This is a genomic window from Catellatospora paridis, assembly GCF_009720365.1.
Classification (GTDB): domain Bacteria; phylum Actinomycetota; class Actinomycetes; order Mycobacteriales; family Micromonosporaceae; genus Catellatospora; species Catellatospora paridis.
The window spans coordinates 168,984-186,330 of sequence record NZ_ML769316.1; the positions used below are offsets into that span (position 1 = coordinate 168,984).

At 69.7% G+C, this 17,347-nt stretch carries 18 protein-coding genes; 5 read left to right on the top strand and 13 right to left on the bottom strand.

What is annotated here, in order from left to right:
• Window positions 1-168: 168 nt before the first annotated feature.
• Window positions 169-729, top strand: a complete 561-nt coding sequence (locus F9C41_RS40695; protein WP_196279800.1) for a peptidoglycan-binding domain-containing protein — start codon at window positions 169-171, stop codon at window positions 727-729.
• Window positions 730-1,585: 856 nt separating this feature from the next.
• The gene (locus F9C41_RS16360) at window positions 1,586-3,256 is read left to right on the top strand and encodes a pentapeptide repeat-containing protein (protein ID WP_155387667.1); all 1,671 of its coding nucleotides are present in this window, start codon (window positions 1,586-1,588) and stop codon (window positions 3,254-3,256) included.
• A gap of 149 nt (window positions 3,257-3,405) precedes the next feature.
• Here the strand turns inward: F9C41_RS16360 and F9C41_RS16365 are convergent, their stop codons facing one another.
• Genes F9C41_RS16365 through F9C41_RS16415 form a run of 12 tightly spaced genes read right to left on the bottom strand, consistent with a single transcriptional unit; the run spans window position 3,406 to window position 13,507 of the window.
• Entirely contained in the window at window positions 3,406-6,195 is a 2,790-nt protein-coding gene (locus F9C41_RS16365) for a BTAD domain-containing putative transcriptional regulator (RefSeq protein WP_155387668.1), read from the bottom strand.
• 13 nt (window positions 6,196-6,208) lie between these two features.
• Complete coding sequence (locus F9C41_RS16370) at window positions 6,209-6,571, bottom strand: hypothetical protein (protein WP_155387669.1); 363 nt, start codon at window positions 6,569-6,571, stop codon at window positions 6,209-6,211.
• Window positions 6,572-6,630: 59 nt separating this feature from the next.
• Entirely contained in the window at window positions 6,631-7,044 is a 414-nt protein-coding gene (locus tag F9C41_RS16375) for a TadE/TadG family type IV pilus assembly protein (protein ID WP_155387670.1), read from the bottom strand.
• Window positions 7,045-7,102: 58 nt separating this feature from the next.
• Window positions 7,103-7,477, bottom strand: a complete 375-nt coding sequence (locus F9C41_RS16380) for a TadE/TadG family type IV pilus assembly protein (protein ID WP_155387671.1) — start codon at window positions 7,475-7,477, stop codon at window positions 7,103-7,105.
• Complete coding sequence (locus F9C41_RS16385) at window positions 7,477-7,662, bottom strand: hypothetical protein (RefSeq protein ID WP_155387672.1); 186 nt, start codon at window positions 7,660-7,662, stop codon at window positions 7,477-7,479. The genes F9C41_RS16380 and F9C41_RS16385 overlap by 1 nt, the downstream gene beginning before the upstream one ends.
• A 13-nt stretch (window positions 7,663-7,675) precedes the next feature.
• Complete coding sequence (locus F9C41_RS16390; RefSeq protein WP_155387673.1) at window positions 7,676-8,524, bottom strand: type II secretion system F family protein; 849 nt, start codon at window positions 8,522-8,524, stop codon at window positions 7,676-7,678.
• The gene (locus tag F9C41_RS16395) at window positions 8,521-9,387 is read right to left on the bottom strand and encodes a type II secretion system F family protein (protein WP_155387674.1); all 867 of its coding nucleotides are present in this window, start codon (window positions 9,385-9,387) and stop codon (window positions 8,521-8,523) included. Before F9C41_RS16395 ends, F9C41_RS16390 begins: the two co-directional genes overlap by 4 nt.
• A gap of 5 nt (window positions 9,388-9,392) precedes the next feature.
• Window positions 9,393-10,688 carry a CpaF family protein gene (locus tag F9C41_RS16400; protein ID WP_155387675.1) on the bottom strand — a complete coding sequence of 432 codons (1,296 nt, stop codon included), beginning with the start codon at window positions 10,686-10,688 and terminating at the stop codon, window positions 9,393-9,395.
• Window positions 10,685-11,434, bottom strand: coding sequence for a CpaE-like family protein (locus tag F9C41_RS16405; protein WP_155387676.1), 750 nt, complete (start codon window positions 11,432-11,434; stop codon window positions 10,685-10,687). The genes F9C41_RS16400 and F9C41_RS16405 overlap by 4 nt, the downstream gene beginning before the upstream one ends.
• Window positions 11,434-12,081, bottom strand: coding sequence for an SAF domain-containing protein (locus tag F9C41_RS40700; RefSeq protein WP_196279801.1), 648 nt, complete (start codon window positions 12,079-12,081; stop codon window positions 11,434-11,436). Before F9C41_RS40700 ends, F9C41_RS16405 begins: the two co-directional genes overlap by 1 nt.
• Window positions 12,078-12,968 carry a hypothetical protein gene (locus F9C41_RS40705; RefSeq protein WP_196279802.1) on the bottom strand — a complete coding sequence of 297 codons (891 nt, stop codon included), beginning with the start codon at window positions 12,966-12,968 and terminating at the stop codon, window positions 12,078-12,080. The genes F9C41_RS40700 and F9C41_RS40705 overlap by 4 nt, the downstream gene beginning before the upstream one ends.
• On the bottom strand, window positions 12,962-13,507 hold the full coding sequence (locus tag F9C41_RS16415; protein WP_155387678.1) for a hypothetical protein: 546 nt from the start codon (window positions 13,505-13,507) through the stop codon (window positions 12,962-12,964). The genes F9C41_RS40705 and F9C41_RS16415 overlap by 7 nt, the downstream gene beginning before the upstream one ends.
• Window positions 13,508-13,833: 326 nt before the next feature.
• Here F9C41_RS16415 and F9C41_RS16420 point away from each other — a divergent pair, with 326 nt between their 5' ends.
• The 3 genes from F9C41_RS16420 to F9C41_RS16430 all read left to right on the top strand — a co-directional run bounded on the left by F9C41_RS16420 (window position 13,834) and on the right by F9C41_RS16430 (window position 16,225).
• Entirely contained in the window at window positions 13,834-14,397 is a 564-nt protein-coding gene (locus F9C41_RS16420) for a hypothetical protein (RefSeq protein WP_155387679.1), read from the top strand.
• Window positions 14,398-14,872: 475 nt separating this feature from the next.
• A complete protein-coding gene (locus F9C41_RS16425; protein WP_155387680.1) occupies window positions 14,873-15,373 on the top strand; it encodes a hypothetical protein in 501 nt (166 codons plus the stop codon).
• Between the two features lie 291 nt (window positions 15,374-15,664).
• Window positions 15,665-16,225 (top strand): hypothetical protein, encoded by a 561-nt coding sequence (locus F9C41_RS16430; protein WP_155387681.1) that lies wholly within the window; start codon window positions 15,665-15,667, stop codon window positions 16,223-16,225.
• Between the two features lie 29 nt (window positions 16,226-16,254).
• Here F9C41_RS16430 and F9C41_RS16435 read toward each other — a convergent pair whose 3' ends face one another.
• Entirely contained in the window at window positions 16,255-17,097 is an 843-nt protein-coding gene (locus tag F9C41_RS16435) for a helix-turn-helix domain-containing protein (protein WP_155387682.1), read from the bottom strand.
• Window positions 17,098-17,347 lie beyond the last annotated feature (250 nt).

The following is a 17,347-nucleotide window of genomic DNA, read 5'->3' on the forward strand; positions in this document are numbered from 1 at the left end:
GACACGCAAAAGCAGGCACGAACTGCGCTCGGGCTACGGCAGCCGACGCGACCCGCGCCGCGCCGCGCCGCGCCGCGCCCATCAGCTGACCGTCACACCGCACAACGCCTGGTTGGCGCAGCCGACGGGCAGCCCACGCGTAACAACTGGCACGGTCAGGCGGCAGCCATGACCGCACTCGACAAACCGGCCGACCCTCATGAGGCCACGCAGGCTCGGCAGCGGCGCAGGCCGCAGCGGGCTATGGCTGCGGCGCTGGCCGTCACGCTGCAGACCGCGATGTTCGCTCTGTCGGCCTCGCCGGCCCAGGCGGCGACCCCGCCGTGCAACGGGTACGGCTACATCGTCGGGACCTACTACTACGACTGGGACATCCCCGCGGCCATGACCAGCCTGGCGCCGGTCGCCAACCCAGGCCCCAGCATGACCTGGAAGTGCACGATGTCGCCCGGTGCCAACCACTTGGGAGTGCGGGCACTACGGGACACCCTCAACAAGTGCTACGCCACGGTCATCGGCAAGCCGCTCAAGGTCGACGGCAGCTACGGCAGCCTGACCCAGGCCGCCGTGGCCAAGGCCCAGAAGTGGCACAAGATCAAGCAGGATGGTATCTACGGACCCCAGACCGCCGGCGCCATCTACCACAACAGCTACGCCGCCAGCCTGACCGCAGGCAGACCTGGCATTTGGGGCTGCGCACGCCTCGGCGTTCCAGGCCACGGCTTCTGACCCATCTACTACCCCCCTTCACCCCCACCCAGCACGTCGGCCGCGACCCCCAACCCGGCCGCACCGCACCCCTTCTTACCGGAGGTTGTGAGCCTCCTCCTCGCTCGGGCGAGCCGTGATGTAGGCGTCCGTCTCCAATATCTGATCGCAGGTCCCGCCTTCAGCGACCTCAGGACACGGAAGCAACTCCTTGTCACCGGTCGCGTTGAGACGAGCAGCGCTCGACGGGCCGTAGCCCGGACAGGGTGATCCGCGAAACGGAACCTAGACCCTGCGGGCGACGGCGGGCCGCAGCATTGCTGGACCGACCTGTTGCTTCCACGGTCGCACGGCTCAGCCTAGGCCGGCACAGTCTGACAGCCAGCAAGATCACTAGTGACATGTTGCACCGCGCCAGAGAGCGGCCGAGGATGTTCTCAGCTACTTCCGCACGAGTCGGCCAGACCGCGACCCCCAGCTGCACACGATCCGGTCGTTAGCGCCGGCGCTAGCCTAGCTGCGCCTGAGGCTGGGGCTGGCGACTCACGAGCGCGCTGGTTACCGAAGGTCACGCGTGTGGCGCGTGAGGTGGGTTCGGAGGGCAAGCTCGGCGGGGCCCCGGTGTGTGCTACCGGCGGAGGCCGCGGCCCAGGGCTGGCACGGTAGCCGCAGGCGTCTTGTGGCTGGATGGGGGCTTGGGGCCATCCAGCCCACGTCCAATCCCGGCAGATGTCCAGGCGGAGCCAGGCAGGGCCAGTACCCGCGTCCACGGTGTGTAGGTTGACGGGTCCGGACGCCATGCTTGTCACGCATCGGACTGCCCGGGCAAGCCGGTTGGAGGTGCCTGACCCGTGCGTTGGTTGGCTACAACTACGGCGTGACTCTTCCAAGTTGGCTCAAGCGCGCCGAACCGACCAAGCCTGTGACGCTGCTGCAGTTCTGGGTGGCGTTGACGGGTGTGATCATCGCCGGGATCGCGCTGTTTGCCAGCGCGGCAGTGCTGCTCTGGCTCGGTCTCGACCGCCCCGACCTGGGCACGGGGATGCCGCTTGAGCCCAAGGACCAGTTGGATCTAGTGCGCATCGCCCTGATCGTGACAGGTGGCATGGGCGGGTTGGTCGCACTGGTGGTCGCCTATCGAAAACAGCGCATCGCCGAAGACGCCAACCGACGGGCCGAGACAGAGATCCGCTGGGCTGAGGAGGCAAACCACCGGGCGATCGAGGCTGGCCAACGCGACGTGACCAAGCTGTTTAACGAACGCTATGCCTCAGCAAGCGCTCAGTTAGGCCATGACGCAGCAGCAGTTCGGCTGGCTGGCGTCTATGCCCTCGCCGGCTTGGCCGACGATTGGGAGGCTGGCCGCCAAACCTGTATAGACGTGCTTTGTGCCTACATGCGCATGCCCTATCAGCCCGACCAGCAGCAGCCTGATTGGGTGAAGGGGGAGAGGGAGGTTCGGCTGTCACTCATCCGGGTTGTCCGAGATCACCTCCTTGACCCGGGCGATTATCGAAGCTGGTGTGGCCGAGACTTCGACTTCACCGGTGCCACTTTCGACGGCGGCGATTTTGGCGGCGCACACTTCTCCGACGGCACCGTCATATTCGCCTCGGCGAAGTTCATCGGCGGCGACGTTGGGTTCTACGAGGCGGAGTTCTCCGGAGGCACGGTCAGGTTCGACGAGGCAGAGTTCTCCGGAGGCACTGTCAGGTTCTATACGGCGAAGTTCTCCGGAGGCACGGTCAGGTTCGACGAGGCAAAGTTTTCTGGGGGCACAGTCAGGTTCGACAGGGCCCAGTTCTCAGGAGGCACCATCTCATTCGACGAGGCGGAATTCTCAGAAGGCAGGGTCGCGTTCAACAGGGCTCAGTTCTCAGGAGGCACCGTCTCATTCGACGAGGCGCAGTTCTCAGGAGGCAGGGTCGCATTCGACGACGCGCAGTTCTCAGGAGGCACGGTCGCGTTCAACGAGGCGCAGTTCTCTGGAGGCATGGTTGCCTTCAACAGGGCGGACTTCTCCGGGGGCACGGTCGCGTACGACGCCGCGCTGTTCTTCGGAGGCACAGTCGAGTTCAACCTGGCGCACTTCTCTGGTGGCACGGTCAGGTTCGACAGGTCGGAGTTCTCTGCAGGCGCGGTTGCTCTCGGCGGGGCGCAGTTCTCCGCAGGCATTGTCGCGTTCGACAGTGCACTTTTCTCCGGCGGCTCGGCCTGGTTCCGCGCGGCGCAGTTCCATGGTGGCATGGTTGCCTTCGACAGGGCGAAGTTCTCTGCGGGCATGGTCGCGTTCGACAAGGCGCAGTTCTCCGGGGGTACGCTCTCCTTCAATGGCGCACACTTCTCCGGCGGTTCAGTCGGGTTCGACGAGGCGGAGTTCTCCGGGGGTACGGTCAGGTTCGACACCGCGGAACTGAGTGATCTGCTACTACCTTTGGGCAGCGCAGCAGCGATGCCCTCTAGCGGACCACCAGCAGCTGCACCAGAGGTCATCCAGAACAACTCACATCGGCAAGCTCAGCCATCGGGCGATTCAGAAGCGCTCTGACAGAATCCGTTTGGCAGGGAAGAGTCCGTGGTGCTTCAGCGCGTGTCAGTGACCGGCGGCTTGCGCTGGCGATGCGACGTAGATATGCGGGACGCCATCGGCGCAGAAGTCGACTGGCAATAATTCGCCTTACCGAAGATGATCCGTCTCTAGGGCCGGTGCTGGGTGCGCAGCTCCCGGGCCAGTTGCAAGGTCTGTTCGCCGGGTTCGGCGCTGATCTCGGCCAGCGCCGCGGTCGCCCGGCGGACGGTGCTGTTGACGGCGGCGATGTCGCCGAGGGCGTGGTGGGTGCGCATGAGCATCCGGTAGAGGTGCTCGTCGTAGGGGTCGTGTTCGAGCGCACGGGTCATGAGTTCGACGACGGTGTCCGGTTCGGTGTCCAGGAGGAGTTCGGCGAGGGTGGCGTGGACGTCGACGGTGCGGCGTCGGACGGTTTCGGTGTAGCCGTCGGCGAGCCAGTCGGCGTCGTGGTCGGTGGCCAGCTGCGGTCCGCTGATCTGGCAGGCGTGGCGCAGCAGTTCGATGCGCTCGGTGGGGTCGGTCGTTGCCGCGGCCAGGTCACGTAGGTACATGAGCTGCCACCAGTCGACGTCGACGCGGCCTGGGTCGAGGCGGTAGACGTCGCCGGTACGCAGGATGCAGTCCTCGTCGTTGCCTCGGGCGTAGGCGAGGACTTTGCGCAGGTTGGACACGCACTGCTGGACGGACACGGCGGCCTGCTTGCGCCGGGAGGCCGGGTAGAGGGCGGCGCCGAGGGTGTCGGTGCTGACACCGTCGCGTTTGAGCGCGAGGTATGCCAGCAGCTCGGCGGCCTTGGCCCGAAAGTGCGGCGCGTCGTCGTCCAGGCCGAGTACGCGCACCGCACCCAACACCGTTACCTGCGCCTTCACCTCTGGCGTCGAGTTATCCGCAGGGTTTTCAAGATCTGTGGACAGGCGCTGGTCGTCTGCTCCGGATGGGCGGGGCGCGGGGTGGGCGGGGTCGCCGGTGTGGGTCTCGTGCAGCATCCGCAGCGCGTCGAGGGTGTTGTCGGCGCTGAGGGTGGCCATGGTGCGGGTCGCGGCTTCGAGCTCGCCTGCGAGCTGTGCGGCGCCGTCGGCTTCTACGTGCCAGGTCTTGGCGGTCGGCCACTGGCCGAGCAGCAGTGCCGTGGTGTCGAGGGTCGCCGCGACGGTGATCAGCGGGGTGAGCAGCCTGCCTTCACGGGAGTCGGGCGATGGGGCGTCGAGTAGGAGCAGCAGCGGTGGCACCGGTTCGGCGCTGGGGTGTTCGGCGTGTAGTGCCTGCAGGTCGGCGGCGTCGTAGTCGTAGAGGGCGCGGTTGCGGGCTAGGAGCATGGCCTGCACGGTGCTGCTGGCCTCGTACAGGTCGGCGGCGATGACCAGTCGCGGGCTGGCGGTGACGTCGAGGGCTTCGGTGCCGAGCAGGCTGGCCAGGGTGGTGGCGGTGGTGACGGTGACGGTCTGCTCGTCGGCTTCGACGCCGGCGGTCAGGGCTGTGATCAGTGCGGCGCGGGCTGCGCCGTGCGCGCCGGGTCCGCTCAGCGCGGTGCCGCCGGGACTCGTCGTGGGGTCGTCGGCATCCTGCACCTCGTCTACCCCGGCAGGTTGGGCGTCGATGCTGGTGTCGGTGTCGCGGCCGGTGCGGCGGGCCAGCCATGCCTTGATCTCGGTGATCAGTGACGGCAGGGGTGCCAGGTCGGCGTCGGGGCGGGCGGTGTGGGCGGGGTTGTGCAGGCCGGGTTCGTAGCGGCGCCTGCGGCGCATCAGCAGCAGTGCAGCAGCGGCGAGCAGCCCGAGTGCGGTCGCGGCGGGCAGGATCGATCCGTCGGGCAGGTGGATCCCGTCGAACACCGAGCCCTGCGCAGTCTGGTCGGCGCCGGCCGGCGCGGACGGCGACTGCGCTGTCGGTTCTGTCTGCTCGTCGATGACGCCGTCGGGGTCTTCGGGCAGGGCTGTGCCGGTCGGCTGTGGCATCGGGGTCTTCGCCTGGCTCGGTGCCGCCGGTGCCGGCGCGGCTGGCCCGGACATCGCTGGCGGGCTCGGTGTGATGCTGGGCGACGTCGGAGCGGGAGTCCTGGGTGCGGCGGTCGGTGGGGCTTCGGCAGGGCCGGGTGCCCGGGGGCTCGGCTCGGGCTGGCTGGGCGGTGGTGGCTGCTGGGCGGGCCGGCTGGCTGGGCGCGGCTGGGCGCCGGTCGGTGGTTTGGCGTCGTCGGGCAGTCGCAGGTCCCACCGTGGGTAGATCAGGTCGCAGTCACGCAAGGTACCGCCGACGCGCGGGAAGTGGCGGTGCCAGTTGAGTTTGCAGATCTCCGGCCAGCGGTCCGAGTCGCCGAGCCACTGCTTTGCGATCTTGGATAGCGTGTCGCCCTTGCGGACGATGACGGAATAGGTGTCGCCTTTGACGACGAAGCGGATCGTGTGGTCGCGGCCGGATGCCGCAACGGTGTGCGGCGAGGGCTGGGCAGGAGCTTGCTGCTGCGCCACCGGGGCCACCGCGACCTGCTCACCGACGCCGGACACGGCCGCCCGCACCGGAGTTCCGGAGGTGATGGCCGGTGCGGCTGCGGCGGGCGCGGCCGTCGCCGCGCCGGTGGGCCATGCCAGTACGCCGGCGACCAGGAGCGTGGCGAGTGTCCGCAGCGGCCCACCGCCCAGCGCGGGGCGGGGAGTGGAGCTGCGGCTGTAGGCGGCCTCGAGTACGACATGGGCTGTGAACCAGACCCAGGCCGCCCAGCCCGCCAGCGCAGCGGCGTCGAGGTGAACGTGGTCCGGGAGCGGCCCGGACAGTGTGTCGCCGAGCTCGGTGAGGGTGGGGACGTGGTCGGGAAGGGGCCATCCTGCCGTGGTCGCCAGCAGCCACGGGACGCCGGCGAGCAGCGCTGCCAAGGCGGTGATGCAACCGATGCGGGTCAGTGCCCGGGTGATGGTGGTCGGCATGGTTGGTCCTCCTTCAGGGCGCTGCCGTGAACGGGCTGGCGGAGGCGGTTTCGGTGATCGTCACGGAGCCGACCCCGAGGGTCGCCAGCAGTGGGATCCGCTGCCGGGTGGTCGCGGACACGGTGGCGGTGGCGGTGGCCGGGTCGATGCTGATGTCGCCGGTGGCGCCGGCCGAGGCGAGGTGGGCGCGGGCCGCGGCGGTGGCTGTCGCGGGTGCCAGGCGCAGCTGGCCGGTGTCGCGGTAGGTGGGCTCGTCGATGTGCTGCACGGCGGCGCGGGCGGCTTCGGAGGCGACCGCGTGCGTGGTGGCGCGGGCGGCCTGGACCTGGGCGATCGCGACGAGGGCGAGAGCGAGGATCGTGGCGAGGGTGCACATCAGGGCGGTCCACGCCGATACCGCGCCGCGGTCACTGGCTCCCGATCGTCTGGGGCGTTTCATGTTCGGCTGCGCAGGGTGTCGATGGGACTGGTGGCCGAGCTGTGGCTGGTGACGCTGCCGGGCAGCGTCACCGCGGCGAGGGTGCGGATGCTGACGGTGCAGGTCAGGCTCACGGTGACGGAACCCCCGGGTCGGAAGTCGGCGGTGTCGACCGTGACGGTGGCGCTGTCGCAGACGCTGCCGAGGTGGGCGCGTGCTGTCTGTTCTGCGGCTGCGGCTGCTGCTACGGTTGTTCGTTGCGCGGAGGCGGCGCGGGCTGCCGCGCCTGCGGCGGAGGTGACGTCGATGTGGACGGCACCGGCCCGGTAGGACACGAGCATCAGCAGCAGGCCGAGCAGAAGAATCGGCACGGCGAGGGCTAGTTCGACGGCGGTCGCGCCGTGATCTGGCCGGCTTGGCCGGTGACGCACGATTTGCCTCCTTCGGTTTCGTTGCGAGTCGCCTGACCATTTCGGTGTGCTGGCGCGCCTACGGGGACCAGCGCTCGGTGGGGGCGACGGCAGTGAAGCTGACCGGCAGTGACCCGAACGGCGTGCTGATCGTGGTGGTCACCGTCGCTGTCGTGGTCTGCTGACCGCGGTCGACGACGACCTGTACCTGCGCGGTGCCGGAGCGTTCGCGCATGGTCTGCGTGGCTGTGGCCTGGGCGGTGGCCGGGTCACCGTTGACGACCCGTGCGCTGTTCACCGCCTGCTGGGCAGCCGATCTGGCGGCATAAGACGCGTTCGCCCACGCGAATCCGTAGATGAGCGCGATCAACAGCAGGACCAGGATCGGCGCCGCGAGGGCAAACTCGGTCGACACCGCGCCCCGGTCGGCCGCCAGCTGCCGCCGTGTGGTCATCAGAAGAAGTCCCAGCTGTTGACGACTTCCATGACCTTCTGCCGGTAGATGGCCATGATGACCAGGACGAGGGCCGCGGCCAGGCCGACGCCGATGGCGTACTCCGTGGAGAACGCACCCTCGTCGGGGGCGCGTCGGATGTGGCGCAGTGTGGCACGCAGTCGGCGGATGGCGCGGTGGGTCATGGCGGTTGCCTCCTTATAGGGCGGTGAGGTTGGCCAGGGCCGCGCCGGCCAGGAACACGGCCAGCAGCGCGGCGAGGATCATCAGCGGGCCGGACATCTTCTCGGTGTCAGCCGCGGCCCGGGCCTCCAGGTCTGCGGCTTGCCGGGTGGACAGCGCGTCGGCGCGTACGGCGATGGCGTCGCGGATGCGGGTTCCTTCGTCGGCGGCCAGGCGCAGGCTGGTGGCAAGTTGTCGCAGCTCGATGACGCCGAGTTGGGTGCCGAGGTCGTCCAGGGGCTGCCATAGGGGCAGGTAGCCGAGCCGGGCGCGGTGCAGGGCGTCGCGGATGCGGTCGGCGGCCCAGCCCTGGGCGATGCCCGCGCCGTCGCGCATCGCCTGCTCGACGCCCGCGCCGGCGGCCAGCGCCGGGCCGATCAGGTCTAGGAGCGCGGTGAGGGTGTGGGTCATCTCCTCCCGGCGCTGACGGGCCAGGCCGCGTACGCGCCAGGTCGGGATCATGAACGCGATCAGCGCGCAGGCGGCGCACAGCCAGGCCGGCAGCAGCCAGCCGAGGCCGCCGCCGGTGGCGTTGAGCGCCATCGCCAGCGCGGCCGGCGTTGCCAGACCGGCCAGCGCGCAAGTGAGCTGGCGGGCCACGTGGCCGGTGGGGTCGATGCCACACACCCGCAGGTCGTCGAGCAGTTTCGGGGTGGGCCAGCCGCGCGCTTGCAGGCGGTCGAGAAGCATGTCCCGGCGGTTGCGCAGGCCGTCGTCGCGGCGGGCGAGGACGTGGGCCAGGGGCCGGGCGGGCGGGAACACGCCCCAGGCGATGACTGCCAGCCCGAGGCCGATCCCTGCGCCGATGCCGATGCCGGGGTTCACCGCGGGCCTCCTACCAAAATTCTGGGGAGATCGGGGGTGCGGGCCAGCCGATGCAGCCAGGCCAGACAGGCCCCGTATCCGACGCCGAGCGCGGCGAGCGCGGCCTGGCCGGTCGGGGTGCGGTAGGGGGCGAGGAAGTCACCTGCGAGCAGGGCGGCGCCTGCGGTGACAGTGATGACGACGGCGGTGACCAGCCGGGCGGCGGTCTTGTTGCGGGCGCGGGACGCGGCGATGCGGGCGCGGGCCGCGGCCTGGCGGCGGGCGACGGCCGCCACGGCCGACAGACTCGCGGCGACGTCGCGGGCACCGTGGTCGGCGGTGAACAGCAACACCGCCACCACCAGGTCCGCGGTCGGATCGGCGGTCTGGTCGGCGAATGTGCGCAGCGCCGTCGGCAGCGGCGTGCCGTGGCGCAGGTCGGCGGCCAGGGTCTGTAGCGGTGCGGCCAGTACGGTCGGGGCGGCAATAGCGGTCTGGGTGATGGCCTGCTCGACGCCGCGGGCGGCGCGCATCGTGCCGGCCAGGTCCTCAGCCCACGCCGCGACCGCCTCGATCCGGGCCACGGTCGTGGTGTGCTGCCGGTCGGGGCCAAGCACGCGCGGCAGGGTGACAGCACCGATGGCGGTGAGCAGCCCGGCGACCGGCCAGCCGGTCACCGCGGCCGCGACCAGCCCGCAGCCAGCCGCCAGCAGCAGCGTGGTCAGCGACAGCCCCAGCTGCGGCAGCCGCCGGCGCAGCCGCTCCAGCAGGCTAGGTCCTGGTCTGGTCGCGGATCCGCGGCCGCGTAGTGCCCCGGCCAGCAGCATCAGCCCTGTGCTGAGCGTGATCGCCCACAGGACCACGAGCGGTTCGATGGCGCGCATCGTCGTCACCGATCTTGTGGTCGCAGCACGGCCGGGTCGAGGCCTGCGGCGATGAGGTCGTCGAGCATGTCGGCGCGGATCGGCGCCGCCGGGCGGGCGAGCTTGTCCGGGCCGGGTTCGTAGACCTCGTTGGACACCACGTCGCGGCCTTGGGCGTGCAGGACTTGGCGGATGCTGGACACCACCCGGCGGTCGCCGGGCAGTTTGCTCAGCTGCACGACGAAGTCCAGGGCGTTGCCGACCAGCATCGCGGTGGCGTCGAAGTCCAGCCTCTCGGCGGACTGAGCTGCGTAGGTGAGCAGGCGGCCGAATGCAATCTGGGAGCTGGAGGCGTGCACGGTGGCCAGGCTGCCGTCGGTGCCCTGAGACATGGCGTTGAGCAGCGGGACGACTTCACCGCCGCGGGCCTCGCCGACGATGACCCTGTCCGGGGACATGCGCAGCGCCCACCGGACCAGCTCGGCCTGGTCGATGCTGCCGGAGCCTTCGACGTTGGGTTCGCGGACCTGCATCGCGATGCAGTCAGGATGATCGGGATCGGTGTCCAAACCCAGCTCATACGTGTCCTCGATCGTGATGATCTTCTCGCTGGCGGGGATGGCCTTGGCCATCGCCCGCAGCAACGTCGTCTTGCCCGTGTCGGTCCCGCCGGTGATCAGCACGTTCTTGCGCGCCTTCACCATCGCGGTCAGCAGCAGCGCGATCGGCTCGGTCATGGTGTGGGTGCCGATGAGGTCGTCGAGGGTGGCGTGCATGAGCCGGTGCCGGCGCACCGACACCGTCGGGCGCTCGGTGACCGCCATCGTCGCGAACAATCGCGATCCGTCGGGCAGCTGCATCGACAGCCGCGGCACGCCGTGGTCGAAGCGGCGTTCTTCTCCCCCGTCACGGGCCGCGGCCAGTAGCCGCAGCATCGCCACGAGGTCGGCGTCGGAGTCGGCCACCGCGGGCATCTGGCGTTTGGTGCCGTCGGCGTAGCGGACCCACACCCGGTCGCAGCCGATGATGGAGATGTTGGTGATCTCGGGGTCTGCCAGCAGTGGCTGCAGCCCCTGCAGTTCGGTCAGTGACCGCACCGCCAACTCCTGGGCCTGCAGCAGCAGGTCCGGGTCGGTGGGTCCGCGGCGGGCCACCAGGTCAAAACGCAGCACCCCGTCGGCGGCGGCCCGTACATGCAGACGGATCTGCTCCAGGCGCGGCCTGCCGCCGGCGGTGTTGGTGTCGGCGGCGATCGCGGCCAGGGTCTGCTCGCGCAGGTGGCCGGCCAGGACCTGGACGCTGCTGCGGTCAGGCTCGCTCATGAGACTTCTCCTTCTCCGCTCTCGGCGGTGGCCGGTGGGCTGCTGTTGTCGGTGCTGCTGGCCTCGTGCAGGCGCCGGGCGAGCACAGCGGCATGGGCGGGCAGCCGCAGCCGCCGCCACAGCCACGTCCACATCCGGCCGCTGACCACCGACGCGCCCCACCGGTCTTTGGGCAGGTGGCCCAGGTGCGGCAGGTCGAGACTGGCCAGGACCTCGGGGCTGCTGTAGCGGCGCTTGCGGGTCGTGGCCAGCCACACCGTCGCGTCCGTCGACTGGCGCAGGCTCGGGGTCCGGGCATGGACGGCGGCCAGGTCGACCTCGGTACAGCGGCTGACGATGACCACGTGGTCGGCCGCGGACAGGAAACCTGCGGCCGGGCCGTGCCGGTCCAGGCGCCCGATGTCGACGATCACGATGTCGTCGGCGGGGGTTCGGGCGGCGGCTTCGGCGACGATCGCCACCGATTTCGGGTCTTCTCCGGCGGGGCAGGCGACCACGTCGAGGTCCAGGCCCAGGCGCATGGCGTGCTCGCGGGGCCGCCACGCCTCGGCGCGGTTGACGTCGGCCGCCAGCGACCACAGGCCGGGGAACTCGGTGAAGTGCCACCAGGCGCCGATCACCCCACCAGCGGGGTCGGCCTCGATGAGCAGCGGCCGCGGTCCGAGCCTCGGCCAGGTCGCCGCCAACGCCAGCGCCAGGCTGGTCGCCCCGGGTGAGCTGCGGTAGCTACCTACGACGATCAGCATCAGCCGGCCTCCACCACGATCGACACCTCGCCGCCGGTCGCGGCGATCACCCGGGACGCGTCGGCGCTGTCGCACAGCACGGACACCACCCAGCCGGACATGTCCGGCGCCGGCGACACGGCCACCACCACTGCCCGCACCGGTCCGCCGTCGCCGGGCACCCCGGACGCTGCCGGGGCCGGGGACGGCTGGGTTTGCTGACCGGCGGCGGGTGCGGGGTGGATGGTGACGGTGGCGCCGGCGGTGACGTCGGCGGGCATCCGCCCGGCGGGAACGCCGACGGCCAACCGCACCTTGCCGGCAGGCGGCCAGCCGCTGTCGCCTAGCTGCGCCGCCGACAGCAACGAACCTGCCTTCAGCGGCACCGCCGCCGGCCTGCCCACCACCTGCGGCATCCGCTCTACCGGCACCAGGTCCAGCCCGGCGTCGGCAGTCACCCGCGCCTGGGACAGATCCGCGGCGGAAAGGACCTGGCCAGCGGCCACATCACGAGTCAGCGCGAGGACGGCGGTGCGATCGTCGAGCCGGCCGATGACCTGCACCGCGGTCATCACGCTGACCGCTACCAGCAGCAGCCCGGCGACCAGGTGCGCCACCGGCAGCCGCCGCCCACGCGCAGTCGGCCGCGGGACGGCCGTCGGGCTCATGGGCGGGTCCCGGTGTTGAGGCCCTGCACCTCGGCGACCCGCACCGCGATCGTCGTCGTGGTTGTCAGGGTGCCTGCGGTGCCGGACATGCCCGACCCGGCCCAGGTCACGTTCCAGGTCACCGTCGCCGACAGCGGCATACTGCCGCCCGGGGCGTTGACCGACGCCCGCTGGTAGGTGTGCTGGCAGGCCGGTGACCCCAGCGGGGTGTCGGCGCCGGTCCAGGCGGTGCCGGGCCCGTCGCAGACCAGGCGGGTGCCATCGCCGGGCAGCCAAGTGACTCGCACCGGGGTGGCCGTCGCTGTGATCGACAGGCCGCCGGCCGACGCGGTCGCCGACCGCGGCTGCCAGCTGACCGGCTCGACCCACAGCCAAGTCGGCACCCCGACCAGGGCCTGTACCGGCGGACGTGGGCTCAGGCCCACCACTGGGGCCGGTGGCCGCAGCCGGGCCAGTGCCCGGTCGATGACAGGGCCGATGACCGGGGCGTCGCGGTCGGCGTGCCAGGTTCGGCTGACGCCCATCGCGCCGCCGAAGAAGGGGCAGGTGCGCTGGTACCAGGCCCCCGGCTGTGGTGCGCCGGGCGGCGGGTCGGCGGAGGTCTGGCGGATGTAGCGACATCCGTCGGAGTTCAGCCACCCGAACCCCGGCAGGTAGCAGGGCACCTGCACGCCGTCGTCCCAGCAGCGCATCTGCCCGCCGCCGGTGTTGTCATCGTCGTCACCGTCGATGACGACCACGACGATCACTTGGCATTCGGGCGGCTGGGGACGCACGTTGCACGACACTCCCGAGCCGATGTCCGCGCCTGCGGGCGCAGCGAGCGCGGCCGCGGCGGCCACTGCCGCACACAGCAGCAGGGTTGCGCGGCGAACTCGGCTCAGCATGTGCCCACCTGCCCGAGGCCGAACGAGACCACCTTCCAGCCGCCGTCTACCAGCCGCACGGTGGCGACCATCTTGCGGCGCCCGCCGGGGCTGTCGGTGTACTTCGACCCATCGACCTTGACCAGGCGGGTCCCGGAGGTGTCCATGCAGTCGTCGACCCGCACCTCGGCTGGCACGTCGACGCCTCTGACCTCGGTCGCACGTGGCGCCAGCACCGAGGTGCCCTGCGCGCGCAGCCCGTCTTTGACGATCTTTTGCACCGCACGGTTGATCAGGTCCAGGGCGTCGCCGGTGGCGTACCGGGCCGCCTGCGTGCCGCTGGTGTCACCGGCCGCGGCGGCAGTCTCGTACGCCCGCCACATCCCGACGTAGGCCACGACGGCGTCACGTTGCGCCGACGCCCGGTCGGTTGCGGGGGACGCGACGGCCGGTGGGCTGCCGGATGCCTGTGGCGGTGCCGAGGGCGGCTTGTCGCGGGGCGAGCACGCCGCCAACGCCGCTGCGGCAAGGACGGGCACGGCGAGGAAACGTAGTCGCATCGGTGGCTCCGAAGGCTCCGAGAAGTGGGGTAACCCAGCAACCGGGTAGGCAACCCCCGGTCGGCTGTGGCCACGACGGGCCGGCGGCCCGCCGCGCTCTCCCGGAGCCCGCCACTCAGGGAAGCGACCTCCCGATACTCCCCAATATGGATCCATAATGTCAATACGTTTTGGTCATCTTTCGCTGCTGCGGGCGCGCCGGAAAGGTCCCGGCCACCACGCCCCGCGACACAAGAGCGCTAAGCGCGAGCCACTTGACCTCTATCGATAGCCGAGCGCCCATGGACGCTGCGCCCTGACGACCTAGGGAGGAATGCATGCCTGGCATGCCCCACGACAAGTACTACGCCGACGCTAACGCGCTGCTGGCGCTGCACCGCCCCGCACCGGGCGCCAACACCTGCGACCAGCGGCGATGCAGCGGCGAGCAATGGCCCTGCTCGGCCGTCCAGGTGGCCGAGAAGGTCATCGCGATGTATGACGAAACGCCGACACCGACGTCGACGCCGCCTGCGCCATGCGCCACGTCGCCGGTTCCCGCGCCTGCGGCCGCCCTGGCGGTGCCCGCACCGCCCTGGTCCGGCGAGGTGGCGATCCCGCATGCCCCACTGAGACCAGCGGCACAGGTCCCGGCGCCAGCTGCGTTGACGCCGTGGGTGACGGCCGAGGTCGTGCCCGCGTCGGGCTGGCAGTTGACGGCCCTGGGCCATTCGCTCCCGTCGACGCTGCCGATGGCCCGCGACGTCGGCAACGTCATGGACCTGATCTTCCGGCTGGGATTCGCCACGATCAAGCAGCTCGCGGTCCGGCTGGGCCGCTCACAGCAGGAGATCTCGCCGAGCCTGGCTGCGTTGCGGGAGGTGGGCTGGATCGCCCACACCGGGGGTTGAGCCGAGCCCAGCACCCGCCGACAGTTGTCGCGAGTAGGCGTGGCATCAGGTCGGTCGGTGAATCGGTCACTCGCCGTCCGCGCCCGGTCAGTCCGCGGCCATCATGACGCTCTTCGCACGCAAGGGCCCTGGTGTTGCAATCGCTGTAGCGCCAGGGCCCGGCTCATGCAGGTCGCGGAGGTGCTCAACGTGCTGCCAGGCCAGAGCTCTCCTTTCTGGGTCGGCCACGGACGCCACACCAAGAGCGTTTTTCGTAAGACGTTCCGGTAACGTTGAGGGTCACTCCCCCCCGATTGCCAGCCGATGTCTGGATGCACCGACATAGCGGCAGCTTGGTGATATCAACGCAGTTCATGGGCGCGAGGTGGGCGAGAAGATGGTGGGCCGGAGGTTTGTTCCGGCGCGTCGCCACCCCTACTATTACCCGAAACCGAAACTCGTCACAGTAAGTGCGTAATACGGCTCGGGGGAGATCATGGCGCGAGCACGCGCGAGCGGGAAGTACAGCCAGCCCCATGAGATCAAGTCGGTCGACGACGTGTCGCGCCAGCCAGGGCGCGGCCCGGTCACCGAGCAGGAGGCCCTGTTCTTCCACCGCGAGCTCAAGCGTCGCCAGCTGGAAAGGACCGGCGACACCCCGGTGGGCGACGACCAGCTGCCGACCGAGCTGCCCGCCGGCGATGCGACGAAGATCGTCATCTCGCAACGTGTCTCCGAGCGTCAGCGTGCCTACCTGGAGGCGCTGGCACACATCCAAGGCACCACCGCAGCCCGGATCATCGACGTGATGATTTACGAGGCGATGCTGGGCGAACCGCAGTCGCCGGCCGAGTTCGACGCGCGCCGTCGCGAACTCGAAAGGTCGGTGCGTGGACGTGATCGCGTCACCGACCTCCGCCGAGACCGAGCCAAGCAGCAGCGCATAGCGCGGTTGCGCGCCGAGCTCGCCGAGCTCGAGGGCGAAGGACCGCGCTAGGTTCTGGCTCGCGGTCCGTGAATCTGGCACCGGCACGGTAGGCAAAGGTCGGCTCTGATCCGCGGTCACGGAACTGTTCGGCCGCCGTAGGGACGCTGAGTCCATGTCGACGACCGGCCCGCATCCAGGTGCCGCCATACATCGATCACCATGGATATATTTGTGTAACTGGTGGTTTGTTCCCTTGATCGCGCTGGCGGACCAGGCTTGTGAGTCGAGCGCGGATGTGTGCAGCACACACGTCCTGGGTCCGCTGCCGCATCTGGCAGGCGGTGTCGAACGGGGAGCATCGTGCATCACGAGATACGGGCGCAAAAAGGCCAGCCTGGCGAGCCTCACGGCGAGGCGACCATCCGTTCTCGGTACGATGAGTCGGCCTCCCCGCCACCACGGGCCTACGGCAACCAGACCGCACCGGACAGCCACGGCCGGCGTGAAGGCGCAACTGGTCAGTCTGATCAACCGGCGTGGCGGCTGTTGGCGACCTGGTGGCCTCACGATGAACCACTGGTCGTCGCGCTACTGGATCACGACAACGTTGACCACCTCACCGGGTTCCTCAGCGATGTGTGCCGCGAATGGAACCTGGAAGCATGGGATGGGGACGGAACGACGTTTGGCGCCGTGACCGCGGTGCACGTCGCGGTCACCCACGACACGATCGCGCTGACCACATCACAGCGGGCTGTCGCTCAGGTCCGAAGGCCGGCCGCCTGGCAGCCTGCAGGTCGTTGCCAACTGCTTGTCATGGCGGCCCTGCCCTCAGATATCGACCCGGTTCAGGCGCTGCTGGACCGGACCTACGATGGTCTCGCATACCTCGGCGACCTGGCCGTCACATTCCTGGCCTAGCGCAGCACCCAACCCATGGGGTCACGGGTTCATCGCCCCTCGGGAAGGATCGCAAAGAGTTGCACCCCGGGGTTTGCTGTGAGCTCCAGCGAGATGTGGTGCACACTGACCGGCTGATCGATACCTGCGACGATCATCTGCCGAATGGCATGTCCTGGGTGAACCCGCACCTGCGGGAGTTCATCCCATGCCGCCTGCAGATCGGGCCTCGCGGACAGCACTGCCGCCAGCACCGCTCGAACTTCCGCGTCATTCGGACGTTCTGCCAGCGCGGCCCGAAGCTGCGCCAGTGCCGGCACCGCCCATCCGTCCCGCCAGTCCAGCAGCTGTTGCCGCGCTGAAGGCGATGTGCAGACCCACAGCGGGAAGTTGGGCTGCTGCATTTCCACAAGAGTGGGCAACCATCGTCCAGTCGCCGTGTTGGCGGCGCGGATGTCGCCGGCTGCGGTCATGCACCATGCAGGCGTTGGCACCTGCTCGACGAACCGTGCGGTCGAATCATCGACGGTCGGCAGTCGCTGCAGCGCTCGCGGCGCTGGATTTCGGCCCGCGGCAAGCCGGTACAGCACGATCCGCTCGTGGTAGTTGAGCCGCAGCACGACTGACACGCGGTCGAGAAAGGCGTCTGAATAGCCGGGATCACGCTGGCCTCGTTCGAGCCGGGCATACCAGACCGCCGAGTAGCCGACAAGTTCAGCGGCTTCCGACTGTCTGACGGTCTGTCGCGCGCCGACGCGCGCCGGAAGGCCAGCACGTCGCCTGTTGAGGCGTAGGCGCCAGGCGCGGGTGAGGTTGCTGAGTTCGGCTGACGGACTCGGCAGGCTGTTGCCAGCCGTCCGACTGAGCCCTGCTGCTCGCGCTTGGCTGGTCATCGTTCATCCCGTACATGGTCCAGCGGACCTGCTTGTCCCCCGGCCGCAGCGCTTCATCGCCTCCACCGAAGATCGCATAGAGCCAATGCTATACGTCGACGTCCGAAGGACGTAACTCGCTACCGCTGGAAGCCGTCCGCCCGGGGGCGACATCTGTTGCCGGGGCCTGCAGCGGCGTGCTAGCGCAAAAGGGCGAGGTTTCAAATACGACCGTCGTCAGCGGCGCGATGTGAAGGTCCTCCAGGACTAT